The following is a 14,304-nucleotide window of genomic DNA, read 5'->3' as shown; positions in this document are numbered from 1 at the left end:
GGCTCGAGCTGGTTACCTCGTTTCGCTCCGGGCGCGTCAAAGACGCGCGTAAACGCGCTGGTGGCGGCTCTGAAGAAAGACCACGCTGACGAACGATATCACCGGTTCGCCCTTCTGGTTCACCCCGATGTTGCGAATCGTGATGATTCCCCAGCCTGGACGGCTGTTGGACACGCGCTTGTCTATAATTTCCGTAGAATACTTGATGGTGTCGCCCACGTAGACCGGCCTAAGCCACTTCATCTCGCGAAAGCCCGGTGACGGCCCAAGCTCCGCGACCGCCTCACCGCGGGCCCGTTGAGCCGCGGCGTAGCGCTCCTGATGCTCGACCATCAGCCGCATCCAGGTCGCGGCGGTGTGCCAACCCGAGGCGCACAGCGCACCGAAGTGCGAGCGCGCCGCGGCCGTCTCGTCGAGATGAAACGGCTGCGGATCGTAGCGCCGGGCGAACCTCTTGATGTCGTCGGCCGTGAATGTGTGGCTGCCGAGATCGATGGGCTCGCCGACCGGAACGTCCTCGAGAAACTTCATGCGGCGTCGCCCTTCTGCCGGCGGCCGATCATCAGCGAGGTGATGAGCACCACGGCCTGGCGGCCCTGCATGTCGGACATCACGAACTCGAAGCGCACCAGGCCCATGTCCGGCCGGCTTTTCGAGGCGCGGGTTTCGAGCACGGTGGCGCGAAACATGAGTTCGTCGTCCGGCCGGACCGGGCGGAGCAGTTTCACCTCGTCGACGCCGGGCGCGCCCATCGAGGCGGACTGGCCGAGGAAGGCATCGACGCACATCCGCATCAGGATGCAGCAGACATACCAGCCGGACGCCGCGAGGCCGCCGAGCATGGTCTCGCGCGCCGCAGCCTCGTCGAGATGCATCGGCTGCGGGTCGAACTCGGCCGCGAACGCGATCATCTCGTCGCGCGGCAGGCGGCGCGGCCCGTGCTCGAAGGCCCGGCCGGGCGTGAAGTCTTCCCAATGAAGCTGAGACACTGGAGGCTGAACTCTCGGCGGGTGAAGTGCTTCGGTAGAACCGCGGCACGACCACGTCAACCCGCGAGCCATCACAGAAAATCACAGGGACGTGCGTCATTGATCCAAAATCCTGCAACGTGACGCCACCGCCCGGCTGATTCTGCCGGCTCACAGCGCACTCAGCGCGCGGAGCGACGGCGCGATCGGCAACCATTCCGGGAGGCGCCGCTTGGCGAGCCAATACGGCCGCCAAAGCGACAGCCATGTGGTGCGATCGAGCGGTCTCCGGTCGCAGGCGCGCCGCTCCAAGTTGATCTGCGAGAAGTCGTGCGTGTTCAGCCATTGGCGCGCCGCCCACCACAGCTCCCGCGAGGCCGAGGCATTTCCTGCACCCTTGAGCTGAACGATGCACGGCAGCGGGTCACCACAACGGAAGCCAAGCTCCAGCGTGGCGACGCGCGCGCCATCCCGCTGGACGCTCCACAGACGCGAGCGGTTGCGCGCCAGCAGGTTGCCGTAAGTGCGAACGCAATTGCTCATGGCGACCGCCTCATCGGTGATCGCGACAATCGAACTCAAAGGCAGGAAGTCGTAACCGGCCACCCGAGCGGGCTTGAGCCACATATCGGCGATCGGCCGATAGCCAAGGTTGACATGCAGGTCGATCATCGTTCGCCAATCGTCGGCAGCCGCAAGGGCCGGACCGATATGCACATCCGGCGTCCACGGCTTGTCGATCAGATAATGTCCGAGCGTTGCGGGCTGACTGGAGAACCACGACCAGAGGCTGACCAGCCGCAATCGCTCGGGATTCACATGCCGGGGCTCGCGGAGAAACTCGCGCGCGATCCACACCGCCGCGGGCTCGTGCGCAAGCTCGGCGACGCGCGCCACGATCTGCAGCCAGGCCGGCGAAAGCTTGCGCGAGCGCGGCAGGTGATTGGCGATATGCCGGCGAAACAGCTCGCCGTCAGGCAGTCGCGGAATTGGACGTGCGAATGCCTCCGGCGGCAATTTTCGGAGCCACATCGGCACGTCAGCCGCCGCCGCGACCTCGGCGAGCGCGCGGCCATCGATCACGTGCGCCAACGCGCGCGCAGCATCAAGCCCCGGCCGCGGAACGGCGAGCGCGAAGAGCAGCGCAGGAAAGCTCGTGGCGAGGTCCGCGACGCGCGAGTGCCGCGTCGCCAGCGCGCACACGGCGCCCTGGAAACGCGGATGGTATCGCCGGAGCTGACGTTCGAGCATGTCGGAACGCACGGCGCCCCGGCACGGGACCCGCAAGAGATTCGAAGTCATGACAACAATTCGGCAGCGCGAACCAAAGAGGTCCGCAGGCAGATTCGATTGAGATGAGGGCTTTAGGATTTCGCCCCGGGATCAATCCCGGGCAGCGCGTCAAATGTCGCGCGTCGAACCCGGGAAGCGCACGGTCGTCAACATGGTCGCCTCCAAGCAATGGTGTTGCGGGGCGCCTCGATAGCTGGTTTTCCGCCGGCACGCAACTCGAGAGTGCGCCGCGCATGAGACTCTATTCACCTGTCGACATTCACTTGGCCGACATTCATCTGGCCGACATTCATCTGGCCGACCAAGTCCGAGGCGCGGCATCAAACGACAATGATTGGCTGGGCTCGCCTCTTTAGCGCCCGATCGGCTCCATTCCGCTCTTCGTGATCGCCGCCGCGGCTTGCGGCGAGGAGAGGAAAGCAATCAATCGCCTGGCGTTGTCGGCCTGACCCGAACCGGCGACGATCGCGGCGGCGAACACTTGGGGAAACTGGATTTCCGGCGCGAGCGCTCCCGCGAGATCGACGCCCTTGGCGGTGATGATTTCGCTGATCGGCATCACCGCGACGCCGGCGCTGCCGTCGACGACCATGGCCACCGCACCGGTGCCGCGCGGCACGATCTTGACGTCGAGCTTGTCGGCAATGCCAAGGCGCGGAAAGAGCTCCTTCTGCAGCCAGATGCCGCTCGTGCTGGCGCCAGAGACGGTCCGCGCCGCCAACACCACCTGCTTGAACGCCTCGACCGTGCCGACGTTCGGTTTTGGCGTGCCCGCCTTGACCGCCACGCCCAAGCCGACGCGCGCGAGGTTCACTTCTGTACCCGTGGCAATCCGTTTGGCGGCAACCAGCTCCTCGAGGCCCTCCTTCGACAGGATCACCACGTCCGCCGTGCTGCCACTTGCGAGCTGCCCGCCGATCGTCTGCGGCCCCGTGCCCTGTGACGCGCCCGATCCGGTCGTGACCTTGATGCCGCTCGTCCGCTCGAACTCCGGCAACAATTGCTCGTAGGCGCCGGAGAAGCCGCCCGACATCAGCACCTTGATTTGGGCTGCGGCGGCGTGAGGCCAGGCCAGCAGCGTTGCGAATGTTGCGATGGCAAGAATTTTCATAAGGGGGCCCCTGTTCTTCAGTCGCTCGTCCACCTTCTGACCGACGCAGTGCTCGCTATAATACATTCCACCCGTTGGATCGCTTTACGCGGTTTGTTGCTCTGTTCAACCGCCGGCAAACTCCTGGATTGCTTTGGCCACAAGCTCGAACTTCTCGAGATGCGGCAGATGTCCGGCGCTGTCGATCATGAGCGGCTTCGCACCGGCGATCCGCTTGGCGAACTCCTGCGCATAGGCCGGGTCGATCACACGGTCGGCCTTGCCCCAGACGATCAGGGTTGGCGCGGCGATGCGATGGATCCGGTGCTTCAGTCCGCGATCGGGCAACGGCCAGACGAACTTGCCGGTGCAGGCCTGCGACCAGATCAACTGGGACAGCGTGTCGACCCGTCCGGCGGGATCGCCCGGCACGGCGAAGAACTTTTTCGCGGCTTCGCCCTCGGGATCGGCGAACAGCGTGGCTTTGCGCTCGCGCTCGCTCAGGATCATCCAGTTCTTCACCGGCAGATCGTCCCGCCAAAGCCCGACCGGATCGATCAGCACCAAACGCGCGGCCGAGCGTGGCATCGCGGCTGCAAGTTCAGCAGCAAGGAGCCCGCCAAAGGAATGGCCGACGACGATGGGCGCATCGAGCTTCAGCGCATCGAGCAACTCGGCGTGGTAGACGGCAAGATCGAGCCAGCTATCGAGCGCGTGCGCTCCTTCGGAGTCGCCCGGCGTCGTGCCGGGAAACCGCGGGGCATAGACGGTGTGCCGGCTGGCAAGCCGCGCCGCAAAGGCCCGGTCCGGCGCCAGCCCCCAAGGCCCGTGCAGATAAAGCAGCGGCGGGCCGCTGCCGGCGATCTCGACATCGGTTTCGATCCGGCCCTGCCAGAGCTTGAGCCTGCGCGTTTCGGAAGACGCCATGACTGTTCTCCGCCGCTACTCGGCCGCGGCCATGGCGCGCGAGGAGGCCTTGAGACGTTCGGGCCACCAGCGATCCTCGTAGTCGCTCCACAGGCCCTGCAGCGACGGCATCACGTCACGCGCGAACAGGTCGATGTTGCGCTTGCAGAGATCCGTCGGCATCGAGCCGAAGTGCAGCAGCGTCAGCAGGTGGCCGACACGGAGGCGCTTCATGTGCTCGACCAGCTGATCGCGCACGGTCTTCGCGCTGCCGACGATCACGAAGCCGTTGTCGTAGAAATCGCGCGCCCGCATTTCGCGCAGGTTGAAGCCGCCGCGCGGATTGTTGGTGAGCGCCTGCACCAGCGCCGGGTATTCGAGACAGCCCGGAATTTGCTGATAGTGCGACGGCGTGTGCAGCAGCTTGCGGAAGAAATACTCGACGTGCGGCGCGTAGAGCTCTTCGGCCTCGGCGTCGGTGTCCGCGACGCCGATCAGCTGCAGAAACGTGTAGCGATACGGATTGTCGTCGCGGCCTTTCTTCGCGGCCAGTTCCCAGTAGCGGTCGGCCGTGTAGGTGGCGTTCTTGGCGCCGTGATAGCTGAGATGGCAGAAGCAGTAGTCGTTGCTGACCACGTACTCCGCCGTCGATGAAATGCCGGAGCCCGGAATCCAGATCGGCGGATGCGGCTGCTGGATCGGCCGCGGCCACAGGTTCACCTTGCCGAGCTGATAATGCTTGCCGTTCCAGGCGAAGAAGTCCTTCGCCGACCACGCCTTCAGCACGAGGCTCAGCGCCTCGCGGTAGCGCTCGCGCTGCTCGATCGGAACGACGCCGTTGGAGATCACGGCATCGGTCGGCAGGCCGGTCGGAAATCCCGCGATCAGCCGGCCGCCGCTGATACAGTCGAGCATCGCATATTCCTCGGCGATGCGGGTCGGCGGGCTGGTCGAAGGCAGCGTCGAGCCAAGCTGGATGATCGCGACGTTCTGGCCGCGGGTCGCCCGCGCCAGCACCGAGCCCATCAGGCTCGGATTGGCCATGAAGCCGTAGGCGTTCTGATGGTGCTGGTTGGTGCAGACGCCGTGGAACCCGGCCGAGGCCGCGTGCAGAATCTCATCCAGCGTGTCGTTGTAGTATTCGCCCACCTTGTCGGCGTCGGCGACATCGAACCACAGCGGATCGACATAGGCGGTCTGGTAGCGGTCCTCGAAGTCGGCAGGCAGATCCCGATACGGCATCAGGTGGAACATGCAGACTTTCATGGACGCTCCTTGGATGCGGCTGTTGTTTGGTAAGCTACGTGGCCGTGCGCCACGGCTCAACGCGCAGGCGCCACGCCGCGCGCATCGCAGTCAGCGCGACTTGTCATAGCTGCGACGTCCCACCGATCATTCCACCTTGATGCCGGCGCGCTTGACGACCGCGGCCCACTTCTCGATCTCGGCCTTCACGAAAGGATCGATGTCCTTCAGCTCCATGTGCGAGGGAGCACCGGCCTGGGCGGCGATGCGCTGCTGGACGGACGGCTCCGCCAAGGCCTTCTTCACTTCGGCGTTGAGCTTTTCGACAATGGCGTCGGGCGTTGCCTTCGGCGCCCAGAGACCGAACCAGGTGTGGTACTCGTAACCCGGCAGACCGGCCTCCTCCATCGTCGGGACATCCGGCATCAGCGACGAGCGCGTCTTCGAGGTGACGGCCAGGGCCCGCACCTTGCCGCCCTGGGCGAGACTCATGGCGGTCGACATGTTGTCGAAGAACACCGGCACGCGGCCGGAGATCACGTCCTGATAAGCCGGCTGCGCGCCGCGATAGGCGACGTGAGTCATCTCGGTGCCGGTCATCATCTTGAACAGCTCGGCCGCCAGATGCTGACCCGTGCCGTTGCCGGCCGACGCATAGTCGACCTTGCCGGCATTGGCCTTGAGATAGGCGATCAGTTCTTTGATCGAGTGCACCGGCAGATCGTTGTTCACGACGACCATGAACGGGTATTCCGCCAGCATGGCGACGGGCCTGAAATCGGCCACCGCATCGTAAGGAAGCTTCGCGTAGAGGCTGGGATTCACGGTCAGATTGCCGTTCAATCCGGTCAGCAGCATGTAGCCGTCAGGCGCAGCCTTCGCGACGGCGAGCGTTCCCACCACCATGCCGGCGCCAGTCTTGTTTTCGACGACGAAACTCTGGTTCATCTGTTTCGAGAGCTGATCGGCGATCAGCCGCGCCACCGTGTCGGTGCCGCCGCCCGCGGCATTCGGCACCACGATGGTGACGGGCCGCGCCGGGTAAGTCTGCGCGCCGGCATGGGCCGACAAGCCGCACACCCCAACAAACGCAAGCGCGATGACGCCGATCAACCGATGCAGCATGGCTTATCCTCCCTGACAGGCTTCTGTGTCGTTGCCGTGATTGTATGCTGGTCGCGCAAAATCGGAAGCGCGCTTCAGGCCGCACCCCGCGCGGCGGGCCACCGCGATCAAATTTCGGATTTCAAATCTCTGAAGGCGTCTTGGATGTATTTCGAGAGCGGACGCTTGCCGTCCTCCTCGATCCAGGTATCGCTGGCGAGGCGCATCGCGCACATCGCCGCCATCGCGACCAGACGCAAGCGGTCGCGGCGCCCTTTTGCCGGCCACAACTCACGCAGCGTCTCGTACAGAACCTGCTCGAACCGCAGAAAACCAATTCCGTGCTGCCGTGCGCGCAGCGCCTGGCGTTCACGCATCAGCCGCGCGAATGCCAGCGACTGGGACGCCGGAAACCGGGCCGCGGCCTTCTGCAGCGCATGGCACGCAACATCGATCGGCGCCTCGGCCGGCGATTTTTCAAGAATCGACTCTTTGATGATCTCCTCATAGCCGGTCAATTGGGCGAGGAGGACATCATCCTTGCTCTCGAAATAATAAAAGAACGTCCTGCGGGAAATGCCGGCGGCAGCAGCGATCTCGTCGAGCGTCGTCGCCTCGTAGCCCTTGGCGAGAAACAGGCGCAGGCCGGCATCGGCGATCCGCTGAAACGTCTCGCGCCGCTTCCGCTCGCGCAGTCCTTCCGGCCTGGGTGCGGCATGCCCGGGGGTGACATGCCTGGAGGTGGCCTCACGCATGACGCGGTTCTCGCATAATTCCGTCGAGAATTACACCCAGTGTAACAATGACTTGATGAGCGCGACGGCCAGGGGAGCCCAAGCCAACCGCGACCGCATCGGCCGCGCAGGTCCGCCATAAAGCAGCCACCAAATATTTTTACACTCAGTGCGATTATCGAGCTTCCTCACCGAATGCGCTTCGATCGAAGCGCGGGGCGACAGTGTGTGCAATGGCGACGATCCCGGCTCCTGCCTGTCATCAGGTTCATCTGCCGTGGCGTTCGCCGCCCGGCGCTCGCATGCAGCGCCCCGGAACGCTGCGGCTCTGGTCAGCGGTGGTGTCGCTGAGCTTGTTGGCCGGCGGCTGCGCGAGCGCGCCGCTGGACCGTGCCGGGTCGCTTCGTTCCTATGACAATCTGAAGCCCTCGGATGGGCTGCTCACCCGCACGCTGCTGAATGTGCACAAGGACGATGTGCTCGCGGCAAAAACCGTGGCCATCGTGCCGACCACATTTTCAAGCGCGGCGCCCACGCCCTTCACCGAAGAGCAGCGCAATCTCGTCACCAACGCCGTCGACCGAAGCTTGTGCACAGGCCTGAGCGAGCGCTTCGAGGTGGTCGACCCGTCGCAGCCCGCCGATCTCACGATCCACGCCATCGTGACGCACGTGAATCCGACCGACCCGATCGCGGTCGGCTTTTCCAAAGGCGCATCGGTCGCCAAGTCCGTGCTGCTGCCCGGCGTGCCTGTCCCCGTGCCGCGCATCCCGATCGGGCTCGGCAGCCTGTCGCTGGAAGCCGAGGCGCGCGATCCGCAGGGCAATCAGAAAGCCGCAATGATCTGGGGGCGTGGCGCCACTGCATTCATGGGCTCCGGACGAGTCGCGGAAGAGGCCGATGCCTACAGCCTGGCGGCCGACTTCGGCGGCGACTTCAGCATGCTGCTGGTCAAAGGCGCGACGCCATTCGGTGCGCCGCCATCGATGCCGTCGCACGCGCGCCTGAAGGCCCTTCTCGGCGGCGCCCCGAAGTATCCGGCCTGCGAGTCCTTTGGACGAGCGCCCGGTCTGGTCGGCATGGTCGGCGACAACCTCGGACTTCCGCCGAAGTGGACCGACAAGGGCGCGACGAACGGCCGGGATTAGATCGTCCACAGCACAGCCGCGGCTTGATTGATCGGCCGCGCTGCCTCAAATGACGTCCATGCCGGACGACATGGCCGACCAACCGGGCGATTCACACAGACTCCGACACCCGCGTTTCACCGCGCACGGCGTGCGGCGCGGCGCGATCGAGATTGCGCCCGTTGCGGCATTCGTGATCCCGTTCGGCCTGGCCTTCGGCGTTGCCGCCTCGGCCAAGGGCATCGCGCCGGGCATCAGCATCTTCATGAGCATCGCGATCTTCGCCGGCGCGTCGCAGTTCGCAGCGCTGGACCTCTGGCACGCGCCGCTGCCGCTGGCGACGCTCGCGCTGACGGTCCTCGCGGTCAATGCGCGCCACATCCTGCTCGGGGCGGCGCTCGCGCCATGGCTGCTGCGGATTCCCATTTTCCGACGGTTCGCTGCGCTGTGTCTGATCAACGACGCGAACTTTGCCTACACCATGGCGGCTCAGGATCGCGGCGAGATGGACGCGGGCGTGCTGTTCGGCAGCGGTCTCGTCATGTGGATCATGTGGATCGCGAGCTCGGCCGCCGGCGCCTTGGCGGGCTCGCTGCTGGGCGACGTGTCGCGCTTCGGTTTCGACGCCGTGATGGTGGCCTATTTCACCGCGGTGATTGTCGGGCAATTCAAGGGGGCCGCCGACCTGTTGCCATGGATCGCCGCCGCGACCGTCGCAATCGCCGGCACCTATCTGCTGCCGCCGGGCTGGCACATCGTCGCCGGCGCGCTCGCGGGAGGCGCTGTGGGCGTGTGGCGCCATGGTTGACACCGTTGCGGCGATCGCCGCCGTCACCCTTCTGGCGATCGTCACGATGGCGACGCGGCTCGGCGGCGTCTGGATCATGTCCACCGTCGCCATCACACCGCGCATCGAAGCCTTTCTCAAATATATGTCGGTGTCGGTGCTGATCTCGATCGTTGCCGCGAGCACCTGGTCCAGCACGGCCACGGCGGGACCGCGCATCTGGATCGCGGTCGGCACGGCCGCGCTGGTGATGGCGTTCACGCGCAGCGCCCTCGCCGCCATGCTGGCCGGCACGGCCATTGCGGCCCTGGTCCGAAGCCTGGGGCTCTGAGCCAATCCACCGGCCACAATGCCGGTTTTCGACAGGGCTTCACATCGCGTCCGATCTGCCGCATTAACGGCACGAATCGGACATGATCGTTTTGGATTGCTAGATTCGTCGAAGGCTTCCGGGCGGCAGGAGGATTTATGTTCAGCTTCAACGACCTGTTTCAGTGGGAGCGGTTTGTGACTCCGTCGATCATCAAGCTGTTCTTCTGGCTTGCGGTCGCGATCATCATCCTGTTCGGGCTGTCGGGGATCGCCCAGGCGTTCCGGCTGATCGTGATCAGCCCCGGCGCCGGCATCCTGATGCTGCTCGCCGCGATCGTCGGCGCCATGGCAGGCATCATCTTTGCCCGCATCGCCTCGGAGTTCATCCTGATCGTGTTCCGCATCAACGAGCACCTCGGGGCGCTGCGAAGCCGAGGCGATATTTAAGCAGGACTGTTTGAAATAGAGTCGATCGTGCAACGAGCACCGTCACCCTCCCCTGGAGGGGGAGGGTCGACTGCCGCAGCGAAGCGAAGGCAGTCGGGGTGGGGTGATCCTTCACGACAGAGAAAGTTCACCCCACCCCGCGAGCTTCGCTCGCGACCCTCCCCCTCCAGGGGAGGGTGAGGCACCACCGACGCCGCAGCGGTTGTTTCTCGCTGTGAGTTAAGTCGCAAACCGGAAGTGCATGACGTCGCCGTCGGCGACGACGTACTCCTTGCCTTCCAGCCGCAGACGGCCGGCATCGCGGGCGCCGGCCTCACCGCCGTACTTCACGAAGTCATCGAACGAGATCGTCTCGGCGCGGATGAAGCCGCGCTCGAAGTCGGTGTGGATCACGCCCGCGGCCTGTGGGCCCTTGGTGCCCTTGACGATGGTCCAGGCGCGCGCCTCCTTCGGGCCCGCGGTGAAATAAGTGACGAGATGCAGCAGGTCGTAGCCGGCGCGGATAAGCCGGTCGAGGCCGGTTTCCTTGAGGCCGAGATCGGCGAGGAACATCTCGCGTTCTTCGGCCGGCAGCGCCGCGACCTCCGACTCGATCTTGGCCGAGATCACCACGCAGGCCGCGCCCTCTTCCTTCGCGCGGGCCTCGACCTTCTGCGACAGCTCGTTGCCGTTGGCGGCTGAGGCTTCCTCGACGTTGCACACGTAAAGCACCGGCAACGAGGTGAGCATGCCGAGCTGGTGAAACAGCTTCTCCTCCTCGGGCTTGCGCTCCACGAACCGCGCCGGCTTGCCATCCTTCAGCAGCGTCAACGCGCGCTTGATCAGACTCAGCGCTTCCTTGGCCTCTTTGGCTTCCTCGCCGGAACCCTTGGCTTTCTTTTCCAGATTGTCGACGCGCTTCTCCAGACTGTCGAGATCGGCGAGCATCAGCTCGGTCTCGATGGTCTCGATGTCGGCGGTCGGATCGATGCGGCCTTCGACGTGGGTGACGTCGTCATCCTTGAAGCAGCGCACCACGTGAGCGATGGCATCCACCTCGCGGATGTTGGCGAGAAACTGATTGCCGAGCCCCTCGCCCTTCGAGGCGCCTTTCACGAGGCCCGCGATGTCGACGAACGACAGCCGCGTCGGCACGATCTGCTCGGACTTCGCAAGCTTGGCGAGCGTATCGAGCCGCGGATCGGGCACCGCCACCTCGCCGATGTTCGGCTCGATGGTGCAGAACGGATAATTCGCCGCCTGCGCCGCGGCGGTCTGCGTCAGCGCGTTGAAGAGCGTCGACTTGCCGACGTTCGGCATGCCGACGATACCGCATTTGAAACCCATGATCGTCTCAGTCCCAGTGTCTCGATGTCCGCTGGCGCTGATTTTTTCAACGCACGCGCTTGTTCAGTTCGCAGCCTTTTCAGTTCGCAGCCTTGCCGACGACGACATCCGGGGTGAAGCCCTTGGCGTCCATGGCGAGGTGCACCTTGTTCTGGAAGGTCGAATCCTCGCCGCGCGCCAGCAGTTGCGCGTTGTCGGCGATGATGTCGGTCAACGCCTCGACCCAGGGCCGCTCGCTCTTGGCGAAGTCGTTCAGCACATAGCTCAGCACCTGCTCCTTGCCGGGATGTCCGATGCCGAGCCGCACCCGCCGGTAGTCGTTGCCGATGTGCTCGGTGATCGAACGCAGTCCGTTGTGGCCGGCAATGCCGCCGCCGAGCTTCACCCGCACCTTTGCGGGCGGCAGATCGAGCTCGTCGTGAAACACCACCACATCCGCCAGTGTCGTCTTGTAGAAGTGCATGGCCTCGACCACCGCGCGGCCGGACTCGTTCATGAACGTGCCGGGCAGCAGGAGCTGCACGCGCACGCCATTGATCGGCCCTTCGGTCGCGACGCCCTGAAAACGCCTGCGCCACGGCGGCAAGCCGTGGCGCTTGGCGATGGCCTCGACAGCCATGAAGCCGATGTTGTGGCGGTTGCCGGCATACTTCGCGCCGGGATTTCCGAGCCCGACGAAAAGCAGCATTGCAACCGCCCGCGTGAGGCTTCCTTACTTTTTCGCAGCGCCGCCAGCCGGCGCAGCGGCCGGAGCGGCACCTGCGGCCGGAGCAGCACCCGCGGCAGGAGCCGCGCCCGCAGCAGGAGCAGCGCCTGCCGGAGCAGCCGCAGCCGTCGCAGCGGCGGTGGCCGCAGCAGCAGCCGCCTGAGCCGCCTGACGCAGCTCTTCGGCGTAGCCCGACGGCGGCACCACGGTGACCAGAGTCACGTCGCGGATCGTCGCCGACTTCACGCCTTCCGGCAGCTTGATGTCGCTCAGGTGCATCGAGTGGTTGATCTCGAGCGCGCCGGCGTCGACCTCGATGAATTCCGGAATGGCCTCCGGCTTCACCACCACGTCGATGGTGTGGGCGACGATGTTGACGGTGCCGCCGCGCTTCACGCCCGGCGACTTGTCGGCGTTCGTGATGCGGATCGGCACCGCGACGCGGATCACCGCGCCCTCGCCGAGCCGCATGAAGTCGACATGCAGCGGGTTGTCACGGATCGGATCGAGCTGGAAGTCGCGCGGAATGACGCGGTGCTTCTGGCCGTCGAGCTCGAGGTCATAGATCGTGGTCAGGAACCGTCCGGCATAAACCTTCTGCCGCAGCTCGCTGTAATCGAGCGAAATCGTGATGGGGGGTTTGTTATCGCCGTAGATCACTCCCGGCACTCGACCAGCGCGACGCTCCGACCTGGCGGCCCCCTTGCCTGCCCGCGGACGCGCCGTCGCCTTGATTTCCTTGACGGTCGCCATGACTAAACCTTTCTGAACCTTCGTGTTTCAGCGTTTGATTGCTGGTTTTGTGGTCGCGGCATGCCTCCAGGGGTGCTGGAGCCGCGAAACCGGCGGCTGTATAGCCGCGATGGGGGGTAAAGACAAGGAAAGCGGCAATCTCCGCTGTCATTCCGGGGCGCGCCGAAGGCGCGAACCCGGAATCCAGACCATCGGGACTGCCTGTTGTACTGGATTCCGGGTTCGGCCCTGCGGGCCGCCCCGGAATGACGCCCTACTTTGGCGCCGGAATTAACCCTGCCCGGTCGCCCCCAGCTTGGCCTCCAGCGCAGCGATCCGGGCCTTCAGCGCCTCGTTTTCCTCACGGGCGAGCCGGGCCATGTCTTTCACGGCCTCGAATTCGTCGCGCCGCACCACGTCGAGGTCGGCGAGGATCCGCTCGGCCTGGCTGCGCAGCAGCGTATCGAACTCGCGGCGCACACCCTGGGCGACACCGGCGGCATCGTTCATCAGGCGCGCTGCCTCGTCGAAGAACCGGTTGTTGGTCTGGGTCATCGGTGTCTCCGGGAATGAAATGGTTTGATCCCACCACAATGGCGATGGGATGACGGCGCTGCAAGAGTGCCCGCGCCTTGACTTCGCCGCGTTCCTGACCGCATCAGGGCTTTCACCCTTCGGGCCGCTCCATGCCATCTCTCACATTGCCGTTTCCAGCTTTCGATCCCGTGCTGGTCACGATCGGGCCGTTCTCGATCCGCTGGTACGCGCTGGCCTATATCGTCGGCATCCTGCTCGGCTGGCTCTATGCCCGCACCCTGATCAAGAATGACCGGTACTGGGGCGGGCCGGCGCCGCTGACCCTCATCGACTTCGACGACTTCGTGCTGTGGGTGACGCTCGGCATCATTCTCGGCGGCCGCACCGGCTATGTGCTGTTCTACAATTTCCCGCACTTCATGCAGAACCCGCTCGAAATCGTGCAGCTCTGGAAGGGCGGCATGTCGTTTCACGGCGGCTTCATCGGCTGCGTGCTTGCCGTGGTGCTGTTCGCGCGCGTGCGCGGCATTCCATTCCTGTCGCTCGGCGATCTGACCTGCGCCACCGCCACCATCGGACTGCTGCTCGGCCGCTGCGCCAACTTCATCAATGGCGAGCTCTGGGGCCGCCCGACCGACGTGGCCTGGGCCATGGTGTTTCCAGGCGCGGGCCCGCTGCCGCGCCATCCGAGCCAGCTCTACGAAGCGTCCCTCGAAGGGCTGGTGCTGGGACTCGTGCTGTTTCTCTGCATGCGGGCCGGCGCGCTGAAGCGGCCCGGACTGACGATCGGGCTGTTCGCTGTGGGCTATGCGATCGCGCGAATCATCTGCGAGTTTTTCCGGGAACCCGATGTGCAGCTTGGCTTCCTCTGGGGCGGCGCAACCATGGGCCAGCTTCTCTCGATACCACTGATGCTGGTGGGTTTCGGTTTTATCGCTGTGGCGCTGAAGCGGCCGCCATTGCCGGCCGGTCAACCCACCGCCTAAAGTC

General features: G+C 65.0%; 17 protein-coding genes. 5 read left to right on the top strand and 12 right to left on the bottom strand.

The genetic code is table 11. From position 1 onward, the window contains the following. Positions 1-36: 36 nt before the first annotated feature. From RHPLAN_RS08055 to RHPLAN_RS08020, 8 genes are all read right to left on the bottom strand, one after another. Complete coding sequence (locus RHPLAN_RS08055; RefSeq protein WP_068015756.1) at positions 37-531, bottom strand: MaoC family dehydratase; 495 nt, start codon at positions 529-531, stop codon at positions 37-39. Beyond that, positions 528-989 (bottom strand): MaoC family dehydratase, encoded by a 462-nt coding sequence (locus RHPLAN_RS08050; protein WP_237180081.1) that lies wholly within the window; start codon positions 987-989, stop codon positions 528-530. Before RHPLAN_RS08050 ends, RHPLAN_RS08055 begins: the two co-directional genes overlap by 4 nt. A gap of 150 nt (positions 990-1,139) precedes the next feature. Further along, the gene (locus tag RHPLAN_RS08045; RefSeq protein ID WP_237180080.1) at positions 1,140-2,219 is read right to left on the bottom strand and encodes a hypothetical protein; all 1,080 of its coding nucleotides are present in this window, start codon (positions 2,217-2,219) and stop codon (positions 1,140-1,142) included. Positions 2,220-2,613: 394 nt separating this feature from the next. After that, positions 2,614-3,372 carry a molybdate ABC transporter substrate-binding protein gene (locus RHPLAN_RS08040; protein WP_198164763.1) on the bottom strand — a complete coding sequence of 253 codons (759 nt, stop codon included), beginning with the start codon at positions 3,370-3,372 and terminating at the stop codon, positions 2,614-2,616. 105 nt (positions 3,373-3,477) lie between these two features. Then, positions 3,478-4,278 (bottom strand): alpha/beta fold hydrolase, encoded by an 801-nt coding sequence (locus tag RHPLAN_RS08035; protein ID WP_068015750.1) that lies wholly within the window; start codon positions 4,276-4,278, stop codon positions 3,478-3,480. Positions 4,279-4,293: 15 nt separating this feature from the next. Next, entirely contained in the window at positions 4,294-5,523 is a 1,230-nt protein-coding gene (locus RHPLAN_RS08030; protein ID WP_068015748.1) for an LLM class flavin-dependent oxidoreductase, read from the bottom strand. Positions 5,524-5,649: 126 nt separating this feature from the next. Next, positions 5,650-6,627, bottom strand: a complete 978-nt coding sequence (locus RHPLAN_RS08025; RefSeq protein WP_068015746.1) for a Bug family tripartite tricarboxylate transporter substrate binding protein — start codon at positions 6,625-6,627, stop codon at positions 5,650-5,652. 107 nt (positions 6,628-6,734) lie between these two features. After that, entirely contained in the window at positions 6,735-7,361 is a 627-nt protein-coding gene (locus RHPLAN_RS08020) for a TetR/AcrR family transcriptional regulator (protein ID WP_068015744.1), read from the bottom strand. 281 nt (positions 7,362-7,642) lie between these two features. On the opposite strand from RHPLAN_RS08020, the gene RHPLAN_RS08015 reads away from it, so the two are divergent. The 4 genes from RHPLAN_RS08015 (at position 7,643) to RHPLAN_RS08000 (ending at position 10,013) form a co-directional block, all read left to right on the top strand. Further along, positions 7,643-8,488, top strand: coding sequence for a DUF3313 domain-containing protein (locus tag RHPLAN_RS08015; protein WP_237180079.1), 846 nt, complete (start codon positions 7,643-7,645; stop codon positions 8,486-8,488). A gap of 58 nt (positions 8,489-8,546) precedes the next feature. Then, complete coding sequence (locus RHPLAN_RS08010; RefSeq protein WP_237180078.1) at positions 8,547-9,275, top strand: AzlC family ABC transporter permease; 729 nt, start codon at positions 8,547-8,549, stop codon at positions 9,273-9,275. Next, positions 9,268-9,585, top strand: a complete 318-nt coding sequence (locus tag RHPLAN_RS08005; RefSeq protein ID WP_068015741.1) for an AzlD family protein — start codon at positions 9,268-9,270, stop codon at positions 9,583-9,585. The genes RHPLAN_RS08010 and RHPLAN_RS08005 overlap by 8 nt, the downstream gene beginning before the upstream one ends. Positions 9,586-9,722: 137 nt before the next feature. Continuing rightward, positions 9,723-10,013 carry a DUF4282 domain-containing protein gene (locus RHPLAN_RS08000; RefSeq protein WP_068015739.1) on the top strand — a complete coding sequence of 97 codons (291 nt, stop codon included), beginning with the start codon at positions 9,723-9,725 and terminating at the stop codon, positions 10,011-10,013. Positions 10,014-10,232: 219 nt separating this feature from the next. Here RHPLAN_RS08000 and ychF read toward each other — a convergent pair whose 3' ends face one another. From ychF to RHPLAN_RS07980, 4 genes are all read right to left on the bottom strand, one after another. Further along, positions 10,233-11,339 carry a redox-regulated ATPase YchF gene (gene ychF / locus RHPLAN_RS07995; RefSeq protein WP_068015737.1) on the bottom strand — a complete coding sequence of 369 codons (1,107 nt, stop codon included), beginning with the start codon at positions 11,337-11,339 and terminating at the stop codon, positions 10,233-10,235. Positions 11,340-11,418: 79 nt separating this feature from the next. Next, positions 11,419-12,027, bottom strand: coding sequence for an aminoacyl-tRNA hydrolase (gene pth / locus RHPLAN_RS07990; RefSeq protein WP_068015734.1), 609 nt, complete (start codon positions 12,025-12,027; stop codon positions 11,419-11,421). Positions 12,028-12,051: 24 nt separating this feature from the next. Then, positions 12,052-12,798 carry a 50S ribosomal protein L25/general stress protein Ctc gene (locus RHPLAN_RS07985; protein WP_068015730.1) on the bottom strand — a complete coding sequence of 249 codons (747 nt, stop codon included), beginning with the start codon at positions 12,796-12,798 and terminating at the stop codon, positions 12,052-12,054. A 270-nt stretch (positions 12,799-13,068) separates the two neighbouring features. Next, positions 13,069-13,332: an accessory factor UbiK family protein gene (locus RHPLAN_RS07980; RefSeq protein ID WP_068015727.1), complete on the bottom strand. Its 264-nt coding sequence runs from the start codon at positions 13,330-13,332 to the stop codon at positions 13,069-13,071. A 131-nt stretch (positions 13,333-13,463) separates the two neighbouring features. On the opposite strand from RHPLAN_RS07980, the gene lgt reads away from it, so the two are divergent. Next, the gene (gene lgt / locus RHPLAN_RS07975; protein ID WP_068015725.1) at positions 13,464-14,300 is read left to right on the top strand and encodes a prolipoprotein diacylglyceryl transferase; all 837 of its coding nucleotides are present in this window, start codon (positions 13,464-13,466) and stop codon (positions 14,298-14,300) included. Positions 14,301-14,304: the final 4 nt, after the last annotated feature.

This window comes from Rhodoplanes sp. Z2-YC6860 (genome assembly GCF_001579845.1).
Classification (GTDB): Bacteria; Pseudomonadota; Alphaproteobacteria; order Rhizobiales; family Xanthobacteraceae; genus Z2-YC6860.
Note: the sequence above shows the minus strand (reverse complement) of the source record. Positions and strands in the feature narration are given on the sequence as shown.

Bases quoted from the DNA above. Each gene is read 5' to 3' on its own strand.
- RHPLAN_RS08035 (WP_068015750.1), bottom strand. From the start codon at position 4,278: ATGGCGTCTTCCGAAACGCGCAGGCTCAAGCTCTGGCAGGGCCGGATC.
- RHPLAN_RS08045 (WP_237180080.1), bottom strand. From the start codon at position 2,219: ATGCTCGAACGTCAGCTCCGGCGATACCATCCGCGTTTCCAGGGCGCC.
- RHPLAN_RS08040 (WP_198164763.1), bottom strand. From the start codon at position 3,372: ATGAAAATTCTTGCCATCGCAACATTCGCAACGCTGCTGGCCTGGCCT.
- ychF (WP_068015737.1), bottom strand. From the start codon at position 11,339: ATGGGTTTCAAATGCGGTATCGTCGGCATGCCGAACGTCGGCAAGTCG.
- RHPLAN_RS08025 (WP_068015746.1), bottom strand. From the start codon at position 6,627: ATGCTGCATCGGTTGATCGGCGTCATCGCGCTTGCGTTTGTTGGGGTG.
- RHPLAN_RS08030 (WP_068015748.1), bottom strand. From the start codon at position 5,523: ATGAAAGTCTGCATGTTCCACCTGATGCCGTATCGGGATCTGCCTGCC.
- RHPLAN_RS07980 (WP_068015727.1), bottom strand. From the start codon at position 13,332: ATGACCCAGACCAACAACCGGTTCTTCGACGAGGCAGCGCGCCTGATG.
- pth (WP_068015734.1), bottom strand. From the start codon at position 12,027: ATGCTGCTTTTCGTCGGGCTCGGAAATCCCGGCGCGAAGTATGCCGGC.
- RHPLAN_RS08055 (WP_068015756.1), bottom strand. From the start codon at position 531: ATGAAGTTTCTCGAGGACGTTCCGGTCGGCGAGCCCATCGATCTCGGC.
- RHPLAN_RS08020 (WP_068015744.1), bottom strand. From the start codon at position 7,361: ATGCGTGAGGCCACCTCCAGGCATGTCACCCCCGGGCATGCCGCACCC.
- RHPLAN_RS08015 (WP_237180079.1), top strand. From the start codon at position 7,643: ATGCAGCGCCCCGGAACGCTGCGGCTCTGGTCAGCGGTGGTGTCGCTG.
- RHPLAN_RS08005 (WP_068015741.1), top strand. From the start codon at position 9,268: ATGGTTGACACCGTTGCGGCGATCGCCGCCGTCACCCTTCTGGCGATC.
- RHPLAN_RS07985 (WP_068015730.1), bottom strand. From the start codon at position 12,798: ATGGCGACCGTCAAGGAAATCAAGGCGACGGCGCGTCCGCGGGCAGGC.
- lgt (WP_068015725.1), top strand. From the start codon at position 13,464: ATGCCATCTCTCACATTGCCGTTTCCAGCTTTCGATCCCGTGCTGGTC.
- RHPLAN_RS08010 (WP_237180078.1), top strand. From the start codon at position 8,547: ATGCCGGACGACATGGCCGACCAACCGGGCGATTCACACAGACTCCGA.
- RHPLAN_RS08000 (WP_068015739.1), top strand. From the start codon at position 9,723: ATGTTCAGCTTCAACGACCTGTTTCAGTGGGAGCGGTTTGTGACTCCG.